The sequence below is a fragment of the Kaistia terrae genome, assembly GCF_026344005.1.
In the GTDB taxonomy this organism is placed as follows: Bacteria; Pseudomonadota; Alphaproteobacteria; order Rhizobiales; family Kaistiaceae; genus Kaistia; species Kaistia terrae.
In genome coordinates, this window is sequence record NZ_JAPKNH010000001.1 from 503,250 (window position 1) to 519,263 (window position 16,014).

At 63.6% G+C, this 16,014-nt stretch carries 10 protein-coding genes; 7 read left to right on the top strand and 3 right to left on the bottom strand.

Going from position 1 to position 16,014, the window contains the following annotated elements; genetic code table 11:
• The first annotated feature begins 17 nt into the window (after nt 1-17).
• The 6 genes from glgB (at nt 18) to OSH12_RS02405 (ending at nt 9,634) form a co-directional block, all read left to right on the top strand.
• The gene (gene glgB, locus OSH12_RS02380; RefSeq protein ID WP_266341897.1) at nt 18-2,210 is read left to right on the top strand and encodes a 1,4-alpha-glucan branching protein GlgB; all 2,193 of its coding nucleotides are present in this window, start codon (nt 18-20) and stop codon (nt 2,208-2,210) included.
• A gap of 91 nt (nt 2,211-2,301) precedes the next feature.
• Complete coding sequence (glgC, locus tag OSH12_RS02385; protein WP_266341898.1) at nt 2,302-3,567, top strand: glucose-1-phosphate adenylyltransferase; 1,266 nt, start codon at nt 2,302-2,304, stop codon at nt 3,565-3,567.
• 268 nt (nt 3,568-3,835) lie between these two features.
• Nucleotides 3,836-5,293, top strand: a complete 1,458-nt coding sequence (gene glgA / locus OSH12_RS02390; protein ID WP_266341899.1) for a glycogen synthase GlgA — start codon at nt 3,836-3,838, stop codon at nt 5,291-5,293.
• A complete protein-coding gene (gene glgX, locus OSH12_RS02395) occupies nt 5,290-7,356 on the top strand; it encodes a glycogen debranching protein GlgX (protein ID WP_266341900.1) in 2,067 nt (688 codons plus the stop codon). Before glgA ends, glgX begins: the two co-directional genes overlap by 4 nt.
• Before the next feature lie 170 nt (nt 7,357-7,526).
• Nucleotides 7,527-8,465 (top strand): hypothetical protein, encoded by a 939-nt coding sequence (locus tag OSH12_RS02400; RefSeq protein WP_266341901.1) that lies wholly within the window; start codon nt 7,527-7,529, stop codon nt 8,463-8,465.
• Between the two features lie 41 nt (nt 8,466-8,506).
• Nucleotides 8,507-9,634, top strand: coding sequence for a GNAT family N-acetyltransferase (locus tag OSH12_RS02405; RefSeq protein WP_266341902.1), 1,128 nt, complete (start codon nt 8,507-8,509; stop codon nt 9,632-9,634).
• Nucleotides 9,635-9,637: 3 nt separating this feature from the next.
• Here OSH12_RS02405 and OSH12_RS02410 read toward each other — a convergent pair whose 3' ends face one another.
• The 3 genes from OSH12_RS02410 to OSH12_RS02420 all read right to left on the bottom strand — a co-directional run bounded on the left by OSH12_RS02410 (nt 9,638) and on the right by OSH12_RS02420 (nt 13,541).
• On the bottom strand, nt 9,638-11,086 hold the full coding sequence (locus tag OSH12_RS02410; protein WP_266341903.1) for a polysaccharide biosynthesis C-terminal domain-containing protein: 1,449 nt from the start codon (nt 11,084-11,086) through the stop codon (nt 9,638-9,640).
• Entirely contained in the window at nt 11,080-12,363 is a 1,284-nt protein-coding gene (locus OSH12_RS02415; protein ID WP_266341904.1) for a VpsF family polysaccharide biosynthesis protein, read from the bottom strand. Before OSH12_RS02415 ends, OSH12_RS02410 begins: the two co-directional genes overlap by 7 nt.
• A gap of 68 nt (nt 12,364-12,431) precedes the next feature.
• Nucleotides 12,432-13,541, bottom strand: a complete 1,110-nt coding sequence (locus tag OSH12_RS02420; protein WP_266341905.1) for an acyltransferase family protein — start codon at nt 13,539-13,541, stop codon at nt 12,432-12,434.
• Between the two features lie 308 nt (nt 13,542-13,849).
• Here OSH12_RS02420 and OSH12_RS02425 point away from each other — a divergent pair, with 308 nt between their 5' ends.
• Entirely contained in the window at nt 13,850-16,012 is a 2,163-nt protein-coding gene (locus tag OSH12_RS02425; RefSeq protein WP_266341906.1) for a Wzz/FepE/Etk N-terminal domain-containing protein, read from the top strand.
• The last annotated feature ends 2 nt before the right edge of the window (nt 16,013-16,014 follow it).

The window sequence follows — 16,014 nt, forward strand, 5'->3', positions numbered from 1 at the left end:
GCATACAGGGAGACGCGATGACGGGTTGGCGGGCGAGCGTATCGGATGTTGAAGCCCTCATTGCCGCACGCCACGGTGATCCCTTCGCCCTTCTCGGGCCGCATGAAACGGATGACGGCCTCGCCATCCGCGCCTTCGTGCCCCACGCGGAAACGGTTGCCGTCGAGGATCTCGACGGCAACCGCGTCGCTCCGCTGGAGCGTCGTCCCGGCACGGACTTCTTCGAGGGCCTGATTCCAGGCCACAAGAAGCGCTTCGGCTACCGTCTCAGGGCGGAAAACCCAGGCGGCGGCTGGACCTTCCACGATCCCTACAGCTTTGCCGGCGTACTCGGCGCCACTGACGACTATCTGCTGGTCGAGGGCACCCACCGCCAGCTTTACGAAAAGCTCGGCGCGCATCTCCTGCATCATGAAGGCGTTGACGGCGTGCATTTCGCCGTCTGGGCGCCGGATGCCCTCCGCGTTTCCGTCGTCGGCAATTTCAACGGCTGGGATGGTCGCCGCCACCAGATGCGCAAGCGCGTCGATAGCGGGCTTTGGGAGTTGTTCGCGCCCGGCTTCGGCGAGGGCGAGATCTACAAATACGAGATCGTCGCCGCCGATGGCATCGTGCAGCCGCTGAAGGCCGACCCGGTCGGCTTTGCCGGCGAACTGCGCCCGTCGACCGCCTCGGTCGTGGCGCGAACCGACAATTTCACCTGGAACGACGATGCCTTCCTGCGCCAGCGCGGCGAGGGCCAGGCGCGTCGCCAGCCGATGTCGATCTACGAGGTGCATCTCGGCTCGTGGCAGCGCGGCGAGGGCAATTCGTTCCTCTCCTATGACGAACTGGCCGACCGGCTGATCCCCTATGCCGTCGAGCTGGGTTTCACCCATCTCGAACTGCTGCCGGTCAGCGAGCATCCGCTCGACGATTCCTGGGGTTACCAGCCGATCGGCCTGTTTGCGCCGACGCGCCGGCACGGCGAGCCGGCCGGCTTCGCCCGCTTTGTCGATCGCGCCCATCAGGCCGGCCTCGGCATCATCCTCGATTGGGTGCCGGCGCATTTCCCGACCGACCGGCATGGCCTTGCCCATTTCGACGGCAAGCCGCTCTACGAGCACGCCGATCCGCGCCGTGGTTTCCACCCGGACTGGAACACGGCGATCTATGATTTCGGTCGTAAGGAAGTGTCGAACTTCCTGGCCGCCAGCGCGCTCTATTGGCTCGACCGATTCCATGTCGATGGCCTGCGCGTCGATGCCGTCGCCTCGATGCTCTATCTCGATTATTCGCGCAAGGACGGCGAGTGGCTGCCCAATCCGGACGGCAGCAACGACAACAAGGATGCGGTCGCCTTCCTCTCCCGCGTCAACCAGCTCTGCTATGGCGAGCATCCCGGCACGGTGACCATCGCCGAGGAATCGACCTCCTGGCCCGGCGTCTCGCAGCCGGTGCATGAGGGCGGCCTCGGCTTCGGCTTCAAGTGGAACATGGGGTGGATGAACGATACGCTCGACTACATGTCGCTCGAGCCGATCCATCGTCGCTATCACCACGACAAGCTGACCTTCGGCCTGCTCTACGCCTTCTCCGAAAACTTCGTCCTGCCGCTCAGCCATGACGAGGTCGTCCATGGCAAGCGCTCGATCCTCGGCCGCATGCCGGGCGACCGCTGGCAGCAATTTGCCAACGTCCGCGCCTATTACGGTTACATGTGGGGCCATCCCGGCAAGAAGCTGCTCTTCATGGGGCAGGAGTTCGGCCAGCAGAAGGAATGGAACTTCAACCAGAGCCTTGATTGGCATCTGGTCGAAGATCCGATGCATGCTGGCCTCAAGGATTTCGTGCGCGACCTCAATCGCGCCTATCGCGGCCATGCCGGCCTGCATGCGCGCGATTGCGAGGGGGAGGGCTTCCGCTGGGTCGTGGCGGATGACAAGGACCAGTCGGTCTTTGCGTTCCTGCGTTTCGGCGGGCCAGACGACAAGCCGATCCTCGTCGTTTCCAACTTCACGCCTGTCATCCGCGATGGCTACCGCGTCGGCCTGCCCGAAACCGGGCGCTGGCGCGAAATCCTGAATTCGGACGCTTCCGTCTATGGCGGCTCCGGTGTCGGCAATCTCGGCGCCGTCGAGGCGACGGAGGTGCCGGCGCATGGTTTCCCGGCTTCGGCCGCGATCGTTCTACCCCCGCTTTCGACGGTCTTCTTCGAATACGAACCGTAAGGCGACCTTTGGCGCGGGCGGGCTTGGGTTGAGAAAAACTTGAGTTGATAAAAACACTGCAGGGCAACGAGCGTTTCGGGAGGGACTAAGGATGGAACGGCCGCAAACCAACGCGCCGCTGGCGCGTAATGCCATGGCCTTCGTGCTGGCGGGTGGACGCGGCAGCCGATTGATGGAATTGACGGACCGGCGCGCCAAGCCGGCGGTCTATTTCGGCGGCAAGTCGCGCATCATCGATTTTGCGCTCTCCAATGCCGTCAATTCCGGCATCCGCAAGATCGGCGTCGCCACGCAATACAAGGCGCACAGCCTGATCCGGCATCTGAACCGTGGCTGGAACTTCTTCCGCCCCGAGCGTAACGAAATCTTCGACGTCTTTCCGGCCAGCCAGCGCGTCTCCGAGGATGCGTGGTATCGCGGCACGGCCGACGCGGTCTATCAGAACCTCGACATCCTGAAGGACTACGACGCCAAGTATTTCGTCATCCTCGCCGGCGATCACATCTACAAGATGGATTACGAGTTGATGCTGCAGCAGCACGTCGACTCCGGCGCCGACGTGACGATCGGCTGCCTGGAAGTGCCGCGCATGGAAGCGACCGGCTTCGGCGTCATGCATGTCGACGATACCGACCGTATTCTCGAATTTGTCGAGAAGCCGAAGGATCCGCCCGCCATGCCCGGCAAGCCGGACAAGGCGCTGGCCTCGATGGGCATCTATGTCTTCGACACCAAGTTCCTGATCGAGGAACTGGAGCGCGACGCCAACGATCCCAATTCGAGCCGCGATTTCGGCAAGGACATCATCCCGAACATCGTCAAGAACGGCAAGGCGGTCGCCCATCACTTCGAGGATTCCTGCGTCCGTTCGAGCCAGGAATCGGTCAGCTACTGGCGTGACGTCGGTACGGTGGACGCCTATTGGGAAGCCAATATCGACCTGACCAGTATAGTTCCCGATCTTGACCTGTTCGACCGCAACTGGCCGATCTGGACCTATAGCGAGGTCACGCCGCCGGCGAAGTTCGTCCACAACGAGGATCACCGTCGCGGCTACGCGCTGTCGTCGCTGGTATCGGGTGGCTGCATCGTCTCTGGCGCCTCGCTGGAGCGGGCGCTGCTGTTCACCGGCGTGCGTTGCAACTCCTACTCGCATGTCGAGAATGGTGTGATCCTGCCCTATGTCGAGGTCGGTCGCGGCGCCCGCTTGAGCAATGTCGTGGTCGACGCCCGCGTCCAGATCCCGGAAGGGCTTGTGGTCGGCGAGGATCCGGAGCTCGACGCCTCGCGCTTCACCCGTTCGGCAAACGGCATCTGCCTGATCACCCAGCCGATGATCGACGCGTTGAAGGCTTGATGTTTCGATACAAGAGACCCTCACCCCAACCCTCTCCCGCAAGCGGGAGAGGGGCTTGCTTTCCTGGGGCAAGAAACATCTGGGCCGAATACGACTTTTCACCTCTCCCTGAGGGAGAGGTCGGCTCGAAAAGCCGGGTGAGGGTTTAGGGAACTATCCGGTGAGGCCGTAAACCCTCACCCGCCGGCCTTTGGCCGTCGACCTCTCCCTCAGGGAGAGGTGAAGAAGGCGGTTCAAAGTAGATGGATTTTGCTCTAGAGGCCGATTGTTGATGACCCTGAAAATCCTCGCCGTCGTTTCCGAGATCTATCCGCTGGTGAAGACCGGCGGACTGGCTGATGTCGCCGGTGCGCTTCCGGGCGCGCTGGTGCCGGAGGATGTCGCGGTGACGACGCTGGTGCCCGGCTATCCGGCCGTGCTGGCGGCGCTGAAGAAGCCGCAGGTCGTTCATACCTTCGCGGGCCTGTTCGGCCATGACGCGCGGCTCTTGAAGGCCAATGTCAGCGGTCTCGACCTTCTCGTGCTGGATGCGCCGCATCTCTTCAACCGGCCGGGCAATCCTTACGTCGACGCCGACGGCAAGGACTGGATCGACAACCCGCTCCGCTTCGCGGCGCTTTCGCGGGTCGCTGCTGAAATCGGCCAGGGCCTTGTGCCGGCGCTGACGCCGGACGTGATCCACGCGCATGACTGGCAGACCGGGCTGACCGCCGCCTATCTGCGCTATTCCGGCCGTCCCGCCGTGCCGACGGTGATGACCGTCCACAACATGGCATTCCAGGGCCAGTATGGCCGCGACCTGTTGCCCGCGCTCGGGCTTCCGGCGCGCGCCTATGCCATCGACGGGGTCGAATATTACGGCACGATCGGCTTCCTGAAGGCGGGCCTGCAGCTTTCCGACCGCATCACCACGGTATCGCCGACCTATGCGACCGAGATCCGTACCGCCGAGGGCGGCATGGGGCTCGATGGCTTACTGCGTAGTCGCGGCAATGCCGTCTCCGGCATTCTGAACGGCATCGATACCGGCGTCTGGAATCCCGCCACCGACGCCCGGATCGCCGCGCCCTTCGAACTTTCGCGCCTCGCCGGTCGCGCCGCAAACAAGAAGGCGCTGCAGCAGAGGCTGGGCCTCGACGTCGATCCGAATGCGCTGATCTTCGGCGTCGTCAGCCGGTTGAGTTGGCAGAAGGGCCTCGATCTCCTGCTCGAACGGCTGCCGGCGCTGCTCGCCGCCGGCGGGCAATTGGCGCTGCTCGGTTCCGGCGAGATGTCGCTCGCCAATGGTTTTGCCGGCGCCACCACCCTGCACAAGGGCCGCGTCGGCATGGTCAATGGCTATGACGAGGGCTTGGCCCATCTGATCCAGGCGGGCTCCGACGTCATTCTGGTGCCATCGCGCTTCGAGCCCTGCGGCCTGACCCAGCTTTGCGCGCTGCGCTATGGCGCGCTGCCGCTTGTCGCCCGCGTCGGTGGGCTGGCCGATACCGTCATCGATGCCAACGAGGTGGCGCTCGCCGCCGGCGTCGGCACCGGCGTCCAGTTCAGCCCGGTCTCCGGCGATGCGCTGGAGGCGGCGATCTGGCGTACCGCCGATCTCTGGCGCGACCGCCCAACCTGGAAGAAGCTGCAGAAGAACGCGATGAAGACCGATGTCTCCTGGACCCGGCCGGCCGCTGCCTATGCCCGGCTCTACCGCGAGCTGGTTGCCGGACGCGCGGGATGACCGTCAGTGCGCCCGTGAGGGAAGGTTCGCCGGAGCCGCTCGGCGTCACGCCGACAGAGACCGGCGTCAACGTCGCCGTCTATTCCGCCCACGCCGAAGCGATCGACTTCTGCCTCTTCGACGCAACTGGGCAGGTCGAACTGCGCCGCGTCCGCCTGCCAGAGCGCTCGGGCGACGTCTTTCACGGCCACATTGACGGGATTCGCCCTGGCGACCGCTATGGTCTGCGTGCCGAAGGACCATGGCGACCGGAGGCCGGCCAACGCTTCAATGGAGCAAAACTACTCGTCGATCCGTATGCGCTGGCGCTGGACCGGGCCTTTGTGCTCGACGACACGATGTTCGATGCCCGCCGGCTGGGCGCGGCTGAGGACGCGCGCGACAGCGCCGCCGTAGTGCCGAAGGCGATCGTCACGGCCGCCGCCACGCCCGCACCGCGCTTGCACCCGCCGATAGCCTGGGACCGGCAGGTCATCTACGAACTGCATGTGCGCGGCTTTTCAAAACTCAATCCGGCCGTGCCGGAGGCCATCCGCGGCACCTTCGCTGGCCTCGGCCATCCGGCCTCGATCGCGCATCTGAAGCAGTTGGGCATCACGACGGTAGAGCTGTTGCCCATCGCGGCCTGGCTCGACGAGCGCCATCTGCCGCCGCTCGGGCTCACCAATTATTGGGGCTACAACCCGATCGCCTGGATGACGCCCGACCCGCGTCTCGCGCCGGGCGGATTTGTCGAAGTGGCGGACTGCGTCGCCGCTCTGCATCAGGCCGGCATTGCCGTCATCCTCGACGTCGTCTTCAACCATTCCGGCGAGAGCGATCACCTCGGCCCGACCGTCTCGATGCGCGGCCTCGACAACGCGACCTACTACCGTCTCGAGCAGGGCGACCCATCCGGCTATGTCAACGATGCGGGCACCGGCAACATCCTCGCCATGGACCGACCGCCTGTCATCCGCCTGGTCATGGATGCGCTCCGAACCTGGGTCGAACGCACCGGCGTCGATGGCTTCCGCTTCGACCTGGCCACCACCCTGGCTCGCCGGGTTGAGGGTTTCGATCCGGCCGCGCCCTTCCTCGCCGCGATCGAGCAGGACCCGCTGCTGCGCGAACTGATCCTGATCGCCGAGCCATGGGACATCGGACCGGGCGGCTATCAGCTCGGCAATTTCCCGCCTGCCTGGGGTGAGTGGAACGACCGTTACCGCGATACGGTGCGACGCTTCTTTCGGGGCGATGCCGGCATGATCGGCGATCTCGCCACGCGCCTCGCCGGCTCGTCCGATATCTTTACGCATCGCTACCGGAAGGTTAACAGAAGCATCAACTTCATCACCGCCCATGACGGCTTCACGCTCGCCGATCTGGTCGCCTATGAGCACAAGCACAACGGCGCCAATGGCGAGCAAAACCGCGACGGCACCGACGACAACAAGTCCTGGAACAATGGCGTCGAGGGCGAGACGTCCGATCCCGCCATCCTCGCGCGCCGCCGCGCCGATATCCGCGCGCTGCTGATGACGCTGGTCTTCTCGCGCGGCACGCCGATGTTGACCATGGGCGACGAACTCGGCCGCAGCCAGCAGGGCAACAACAACGCCTATGCGCAGGACAATCCAATCGCCTGGCTAGATTGGTCGAAGATCGATCAGGATCTCATTGATTTCACAAAACAATTGCTGTCGTTGCGTGCGGCTCATCCGGCGCTGCGTGATCCGCGTCCCCTGACCGGGAAAGCACTTCCAGACAGTGGCGAGCCGGATGTCGGCTGGTTTGGCCCGAATGGCATGCCGCTCGACGAAGCCGGCTGGCACGCACGGGATGGCCGGACGCTGGTTGCCGTCCTTGCGGTTCGGATACCGCAAGGTCCGATCGAGCGCGTCTGTATCGCGCTCCATGGCGGCACTACTTCGATCGACCTGAAACTGCCGCCGCTTGACGGCGCGGCTCCATGGCGGCTCGCTGCTTCGTCCTTGCCGCCCGAGGATGGCGGGGCGGCAGGTTACGGCTCGAGCCGGTCGCTCAGGGTGGCCCCGCGCTCGGCATTGCTCTTCCTCGGCTAGATCATCCTCGGGGTAAGTCTTCGCCCGTCGAAGCGATCAGGAAGATTTTACATAAACTGGCGAGATGAAGCCGTCTCGCCATTTACGTTGTTGTGCTAATTCGATGGCTGCGCCTGGCGATTTTCGTTAAATTTGTAGGCAAGAATTTTGGGCGGCTGACGGAGGCTTTCGTGTCGGAAACGATTTTCAAGAATTGGACGAGCGACCTGAGCCGGGATTGGGGCAAGAAACCGATCCGGATCGATCATTCGTTGAGCCAGAATGAGCTGTTCTCCAAGGACGCCCTGGCCGAACTGATCCAGCGCTATCCGATTGAACATTACTCGCTGATGCGGACGAGCTCGCGCGGCGAGGAAAAGAAGATCTGGCGCAGGGGCGAGGTGGGTGGTCTGAGCGGCCATGAAGTGATGGCTCAGATCGCGTCCGGCGGTCTTTGGTTACAACTGCGCGAACTCAAGCTCGTCGACAAGCGCTACTACGACCTGCTGCAGTCGATCTATGGCGAGGTTGAGCAACGCGTGCCGGGCTTCGACTCGTTCAACCATGAAATGGGCGTGCTGATCTCGTCGCCGAATGCCAAAGCGCATTATCACGCCGATCTGCCGGGCCAGGCGCTTTGGCAGATCATGGGACGCAAGCGCGTCTACATTTATCCGGCGGAAGAGCCCTATCTGCCGCAAGCCGAACTCGAGAAGATCGCGCTGACCGGCCTGGAATCGGCTTTGCAGTACGATCCCGAATTCGATCGTCATGCGCTGGTGCTCGATCTTGAGCCGGGCCAGATGCTGACATGGGAACTGAACGCGCCGCATCGGGTCGAGAACCACGATGAGTTGAGCGTCTCGATGACCACCGAGCACTGGACGGAGGAAATCCGCCGCCAGCAGATGCTCACTGTGGCCAACGGCATCCTGCGCAAGCACTTCGGTGTCTCGCCGAAGCGCGGCCCCGCCGACGGCGCGAGCTTCTGGGCCAAGGCGGTATTGCAAGCTGGCTGGCGTCGCAGCCCCTGGTATAAGCGCGAGCAGCGCAAGATGTTGCCGGTCGACTTCCGTCTTACTCCGGGGACGACCACGTCGATCGTCGACATTCCCGCCTATGTCGTCTGAACGTTCGTCCGTTCGACCGCTGGCGATGGGGGAGCGACGTTATGACGAACGCGCCGCGTGATCGCTGGAAGGTGACCGTGCACGGATCCTGGCAGGAGGCCGCCACGCTTTGGCGGCCCTTCTTTGCCAGCGATTCCCCGCGGTCGCCCTTCCAGACAGAACACTGGTTATCGCATTGGTACGCGGCGTTCTCGGCCCGAGCGGATGTCGAGCCGTTGCTGGTGCTTGTCACTGATGCGAGTGGCGCTGACGCTCTCGCGCTGCCGCTGATCCTGCATCGCGACCGGCTGCGTACGATCGAGTTCGCGGATCTCGGCATCACCGACTACAACGCGCCGCTGCTCGGCCCGGCCGCGCCGGTTGACGAGACGGAGGCGCGCACACTCTGGCGCGCCGTTCGCGCCGCCCTGCCGCCGGCGGACCTGATCGAATTCACCAAGGTGGTGACGAAGATCGGGGATCGCCCCAACCCGCTGGTGCAGGCGTTGAGCGGCGAGGTCTCGCATCTGTTTGGAAATGTCGTCCAGATCGATGCCGACTATGAGGCGTGGCTGCGCAGCCTCAGCAAGGATAACCGCAAGGAACTCGGACGCTTCTGGCGGGTGTTCACGCGAGATGAGCGCGCGCGGTTCGTGTTCGCCGACACGCCCGAAGCCGCGAAGACCCTCTATGGACAGCTGACGGCGCAACAGAGCGCGCGCATCCGGTCTCTGGGCCTGCCTTATCTGCTGGATGAGCCCAACTATGATGACTTCTACCGGGAGCTTCTTCTCGACGGCCTGAACGATGGTTCGGCCCGGCTGTCGGCGCTGGTTGCCGGCGATGAACTGGTCGCGGCCTTGTTCGGCGTCGCGCGCGGCGATCACTATTCCATGGTTCGCATCAGCACGGCGGGCGGCGAATGGGCCAATTGTTCGCCGGGGCGGCTGGTGATCGAGCGGACGATGGAGGCGCTGCATCGCCAGGGTTTTCGTACCTTCGATTTCACAATCGGCGACTATGGCCACAAGCGCAGCTTCGAGGTCGCCCACATCCCGCTCGTCGACATCCATGAGAGCGTTTCCTGGCGCGGATGGGGAACCGTCGGCTATGAGGGCGCCAAGGCTTTCGTCAAGCGGCACCCGTCAATCGAGCGGTTTGCCCGCAAGGTCCTGCGCCGAGCTGCGTGAGGCTCAGGCGGAGGCCTGCGCCCGACGGTCGAGCCGGCGCCGCAGGATGCCGCGCGCTTCACCGCGATAGGCGATCAGGATGGCAACCGCATAGAGGAGCATGCCGAACAGGATGGTCAGCACTAGGCCTGTGATGCTCTGCGCGGTCGGGATGGTGGCCAGACCAAGTGCCATCGCGCCAGTCGCGGCCGTAACCTTGGCAATGTCGAGTACCGGCAGGATGAAGGCGAGCTTGCGAATGGCGAGATACATGCTGACGAGCGCGGCGAGGGTCGAGCCGAGAGCTGTGCCGATGACAGCGCCAATCGGTCCATAGAGCAGCAGGCCCGCTATTGTCAGGACAATGGCGGCGACGATCTCGACGATGTCGACGATCCCCGCATAGCTCAGCCTTTTCTCCAGGATGAAGATCTGGTCGCTGACATGCACATGCAGGAACCGGAGGGCGGCGGCGAGGGCGGACAATCCGAGAATTGCCTTCGTCATTTCGCGATAGGGCTCGGCGATCAGGAGGTCGGTCGCGGGCGCGCTGATCATGGCGATACCGACGACGGTCGGCGCCATAACGCCGATCAGCAGGGCGGCATTTGTGGCCAGTTGTTGCAAAGCTTCGGCGCGCTTCCCCTCGTTGAGCAGTCGCGCGGCGATCGGGAAGGCGGCGGCGGCCACCAGCATCGCGCCGAACGAAGCGCAGCGCCGCCCGAGTCCCCAGCCCACCGCCATCAGACCAAAGGCGGCGGCACCCGATATATGGCCGACCACGTAGCGGAAATTGTTTTCAGCGATCCAGCCGAGCCCATAGAGCAGCAGGATCGGTCCGCCATAGGCAAAGGCGCCGCGCAGGATTGCCCTGTCGATCCGGCGCGGCAGGATGGCGATGCCGATCAGCGGCGCGGCTATGAGGTTGGCAACAAACTGCGCGATGCCATAGGCGAGGATGAGCGCTTCGCCGGTGGGCTGCCACCAGGTGAGGAGCGCAAGACCGATGCCAAATCCGAGGATCGGCCCGACGATCTGCAGCAAGGTGTAGGCGAAGATGTTCGACTGCGCCCGTGCCCGTTCCGAATAGTGAGTGTTGATGCCCCGCGTCGCATAGAAGAAGGCAATGATGAGAACGGTTTGCCAGGACAGGTGCGTGACATCAATGATCGCCACCGTGGCCAAGGCGGCAATCAGGCTGATCGGGATCGAGAGGCAGACGATCGCGGCTTCGGTGTGCAGGAAGTCGCTGCGCTCGGTGCGACCTCGCTCGAACGGCATGAAGCGAAGCGCATAGACCGAGAACCATGACAGCGCGATCAGATAGGCGAATTCCTGGGTGGCAGTGATGAGGACATAGGACCCCATCTCCGCCGGCGGCAGGAAGTAGGTCCACACCACCATCGACAGAAGCTGGAACGCAGGCGACAGCAACTGCGCCGGCAGGTAGCGGATGGTCTGGCGGATCAGCATGCCGGACGTCCGTTGGCGGGCGCGGAAATCGCAGGGATAAAGCGGCGGTCGAGGCCGATCAGGATCATCGTCATGACGAGCGCCATGTCGGTGGTCTTGTTGGCGATGCCGGTCGAGGTCGAGGAGACAAGGAAGAAATAGGCAAGCGGTAGCAGTCCGGGCACCCCGACCGTGCGGATGATCTCGGCGCAAAGGAAAACGAGGCCGACGAAGAACAACACGGTGGTGACAATGCCGTAATAGGCGAAGAAGGCCACAACGAAGCTCTCGATGCCGATGGCGAGATCCAGCCGCCTCTGGTTGGAGGCGACATGGGCGAGGTCGGGGGCAAAGAAGATGTCGCGCAGCGCCATGCCGTCGAAGATGTGGAACATGGCGACGCGTGTCGCGGCGCTGCCGGAATCGTCATCGAACCGGCTCAGGAAGCTGTCGAGAATACCACCCTGGACGAGAAGCGTGCCCAGCGTTGCGATAAGGGTGAGGACGATGATTACGGCAAGGGCATTCCGGACGCGGAAAGGTCGCCCAGCGACCGCCTTGGCGAGGCTGAGCGCGCCGCGCGCCGCCAGCAGGGCAAGCACCACTACGGTTGCTGCGCGGCCACCGAAGGCAGCCAGCGCACCCAAGCTGTAGATCAGCAGGAAGGCGCGGATCGATAGGTCGAAGCGGCGACCGCCGGGGCCGGACAGGATCAGCAGATAGACGCCCGTCGCGAGTGAATTGATCAACGGATGGCCGAGCAGCGCTGTGGACCGCCAGTCATGATAGACGAGAACGCCGCCCTCGTAGTTTGGCGTCAGCCGCCAGCTTGTCAGAAGTTCCGCGAAGCCGATGGTGGAGTTGAGCAGGAAGAACAGGTGGAGCGCGATGTTCAGGCGCTCCATGACAGGAGCGGGTAATGCCGCAATCGATATGAACAGTGCCAGCGGCAACACGAAGGTGTCGACGACCGCCGAGACGGGCAGCTTCTGGACGACGATGGTCTGGAACGCCAGAAGGACAGTGGCCGCGGCGAAAACGAGTATGCCCGGACGCCGTATCGCCAGTGCCGCCAGCATCCGGCCCGGTCCGATGGCAATCACCCAGACTGCAAGCGCCGCCAGCGACAGATAGGTCGCGGGGTGAAATTTCGTCAGGCCTGATCCGCCGGGTGAACCGTAGGGTAGTCCGATCGCCTGAAGCACCTTGGAAGAAATAAAGAACAGAACGGCGATCGCCAGTACGGTAAGGCCGGTGGCGAGGCCGACCGGACGCGCAATGCGCAATGGCGGGCGCAAGCCCGAGGTTCCGAAGGTTCGGGAACCGTTGTCGTAAGCCGCGTAGGTCCGCTGGAGTCTCGGCGCAATCATCGCGCCACCGCTGTGTCCGTCGCGGAGCCGGTCTTGCCCGCACCCGTCTTGGTCGCCGGTCGAAGCGTGATACCGAGGAGAAGCGCCGCTGCCCAGCGCGAGCGGATCAGAACTTTGTGCAGCGCGATTGGCAGGAACAGGCCGGCAACCAGAGCCGACGCGAAGAGGATGGTGTTCGGCAAGCCTGGCGCCAGAACGGCAAGGCTCTTCCGCAACGCGGCGGTGAAGAACACGTGGAAGAGATAGATCGTATAGGAATAGGCGCCGACGAATTCGAGCGGACGCCATTTCAGCCGCGAGAAGAACAGAAACAGGCAGGCGCACACGCCGAATAAGAGGCCGAGCACGGACTCGCGGGAAAAATCGAGCGTGTTCCAACCGCGATATTCGCCGAGATCGAGCAGGAACAGGACCGCTACCGGCAGGCCGAATAGCGCCATTGCGATGCGCCGTCCCGACACGTCGCCGATCCGTCGATTGATGGACCAGATCCGCAGCAACTGTCCGAGCAGAAAATAGGGCAGGAGGTAAAGCGCCGAGCCGATTGAGAAAACGTCCGGATCGAAGGCGGGCGCGGCGATGAAGACGGCGCAACTGACGGGGAAGAGTGCGGTCATCCAGGCGCGCGCATAGCGGCCGGCGATGTAGTTGCTCACAAGCAGCGCCGCCATGATCAGCATGGTGGCCTGCAGAAACCAGTAGTGCTCGTAGGGCAGCACGTAGATCCGCCAGATCGGCAGGGAAAAATCGCGATTGATCAGGCCGAAGCAGACATAGAACAGGGTCGAGACGACGACAAAGGGAACTGCGATCCGGCGCAGCTTCTTGCCAAAGGCGACGCTCAGCGCTGCGCGATCGGCGACGAAGGCAGAGAAGACAAAGCCCGACAGGAACGAGAACAGCGGCATGCGGATATGGATGAATAGCTCCGTAAAGAGCCGCCAGTTGTCGTGAGCGGTGATGTGCATCCCGTGTTGCGGATCATTGCCGATCACGTGGTAGGCGACGAGCAGTACACAGGCGAAGCCGCGTAGGGTCTCGATATATCTGTCTCGTCCAGAATGGGTGGTTGCCATGCCGCTCAAATGGTCCGCTTGCAGGGTCATGCGCGAGCGAGCTTCGGAGGTGAGCTCGTCATGGGAGGCATTTTATATCGAAGCCCTTAACAAGTATCGTCTTTGGGCATCACGCAGGAGAATTGGCTGCCGCGATAGCCGCTCAGCCGAAAGACGCATTTCTCCCGCTCGCTCCAAGGATTTATGCGTCTTGGGGCAAGCGGAGATTATCGTTTAGCTATCCTTAAGCGACCCAACGCCATAGTCGTTCGGCCAGGGGGCGGGCGTGGCGACGATCCGTGATCTTGTGTACCTAATCACGTTCGTGGAAGCCAATGGCGCCCAAAGCCAATTTTTCAATGAATCGAGCTTCGCCAACGGCGGACGAACCCGGTGGGGCGTTTGGCCCGGGCTCGGATTCGATCGATCTCTCCGCACTCTTCGCTTTGTTGCGGCGCCAGATCCCACTGATCCTTCTGACGGTCGCACTGTTTGTCGGTGTCGCTTTTGCCTATTCCATGCTTGCCGAAAAGGTCTACCAGGCGACGACGCGCGTCCTGCTCGATCCGCGCGACAAACAGTTGGTCGGGCCTGAAGTTGTCCGTCCCACCCAGGGCGTGGATCTGAGCTGGATCGAAACGCAGGTCGATCTCGTCACGGCTTCTGGCACGCTTCGCGGTGTGGTCGAGAGCGAGCGTCTGATCGACGACCCGGAATTCGGCGGCACAGGCAACCCGGCCGATCTCGACGCGGTTCTGACGTCGCTCGCCCGGCATGTGCGCGCCGAGCGGGGCGCACAGACCTATGTGATCGATGTCATCGTTTCCTCGACATCGGCCGAGAAGGCAGCCCGTCTTTCCATTGCCGTCGCCGATGCCTTCATGGACGGCATGACTGAGGCAAAGCAGAACGCTGCGCGCCAAGCCAGTGTCCTGATCGCGCGGCAGATCGACGACCTCAAGGCCAAGGCACGCGAGGCGGAGGAACGGGTCGAGGCCTATCGCAAGGAACATGGCGTCGTTCAGATCGACGGCCGTCCCGTCGACGAACAGACCCTGAAGCAGCTCAACGAGGCGAATGTCGCGGCGCGGATGAAGGCGGACGAAGCCTCCAGCCGGCTCGCCAAGCTCGATGCCATCTCGCGCGAGAGTGGTGGCGATCTCGCATCGGCGTTGTCGTCGGTCGATTCGCCGGTGCTTGGCAGGCTCAAGGTCGAATATGCGATGGCCGTGCGCCAGCAGGCCGAGTTGCAGCAGACACTGGGCGATCGCCATCCGCGCATGCAGGCTATCGGTGCTGATGTCGCTCGCAGCCGCAGCCTGATCACGCAGGAACTCAAAACGCTTGTCGCGCGCGCCCGCGTCGATGCCGATCTCGCCAAATCGCAAGTCGCCAGCTCGACCGCTGCTCTCGTCGCCGCGACCCGCAAAGTCAGCGAGACCAGCGACGCCAGCGTGGCGATGCGCGATCTCGAGGGCGAGGCGGCCATACGTCGCGACGTCTATCGCGCCTTCGTTGCCCGCGCGCAGGAGACCGGATTGCAGGAGAACCTGCAGGTTTCGGACGCCCGTATCATTAGCCCGGCGCAGATACCCCTCTATCCGTCGTCGCCACGCAAGAAGATCATTCTCGGTCTCGCGGGTATCGGTGGCCTGGGCGTTGGCCTGGCCCTGGCGCTCTATCGCGGTCGCGCCAGGATGTTGCGACCCGTGGCGGCTCCGGCTGTTGCCATTGCCGATGCGGCGCCAGAGTTCCGCCGGAAGCCGGCACTCGTCGTCGACCCGCCGCGTCCACCGGGCATTGTCCTGGCAGAAGTTGCCGTGTCGGAATCACTCGCGAGTGGTGAGGGGCTTTCCGACGAAGCGGCCGGCACTGGAATCGCCAGCTTTGCCAAGGACGCCTATCCGGCGTTCCAGGCGCTTGCTGGGGCATTGACCATGCCAGCCGATACGGAGGGGCCCGCCGTCCATATTCTCTTCGGCACGGCCGCGAGCGGCGCGATCGCGACCGTCGCTCATGGCCTCGCCCGAGTTCTGGCAGAGCCGCAGGTCGAGACGCTGCTGATCGATGCCAGCTACGGTAGCGTCACGACGGGTTCGGCGCTGGTCGGCCACGATGCTCCCGGCATTCTCGATGTCGAGTTCAGTGGCGTTGATCCGCACGCCATCGGCACCCGACTGCCTGACGCCTCCATTGTGCTCCTGCCGGCTGCGAGCGCGCGTCTTCGTCAGGAAATCGGCCACCACGGCGACCAGTTGATCCAGACGATCCGCGACGTCGCCGACGGCTTCGCGCATGTGGTGGTCGATCTTGGTCCAGCCTGTCCGCCAGCGCTGTTCAACGCGCTGGTGGCGATCGCCGACGACGTCGTCATGGTGGTCGATGCGCAGGAAGCCGATGCGCCGGAAATTCTCGCCAGGTTCAATGAGCTTCGCCATCTCGTGCCCGAATTGCGCGGCATGGTGACGACGCTGGCGACCTCGGCCTCGGTCGAAACACGGCCTGTCGTTACGGCAGGATAGAG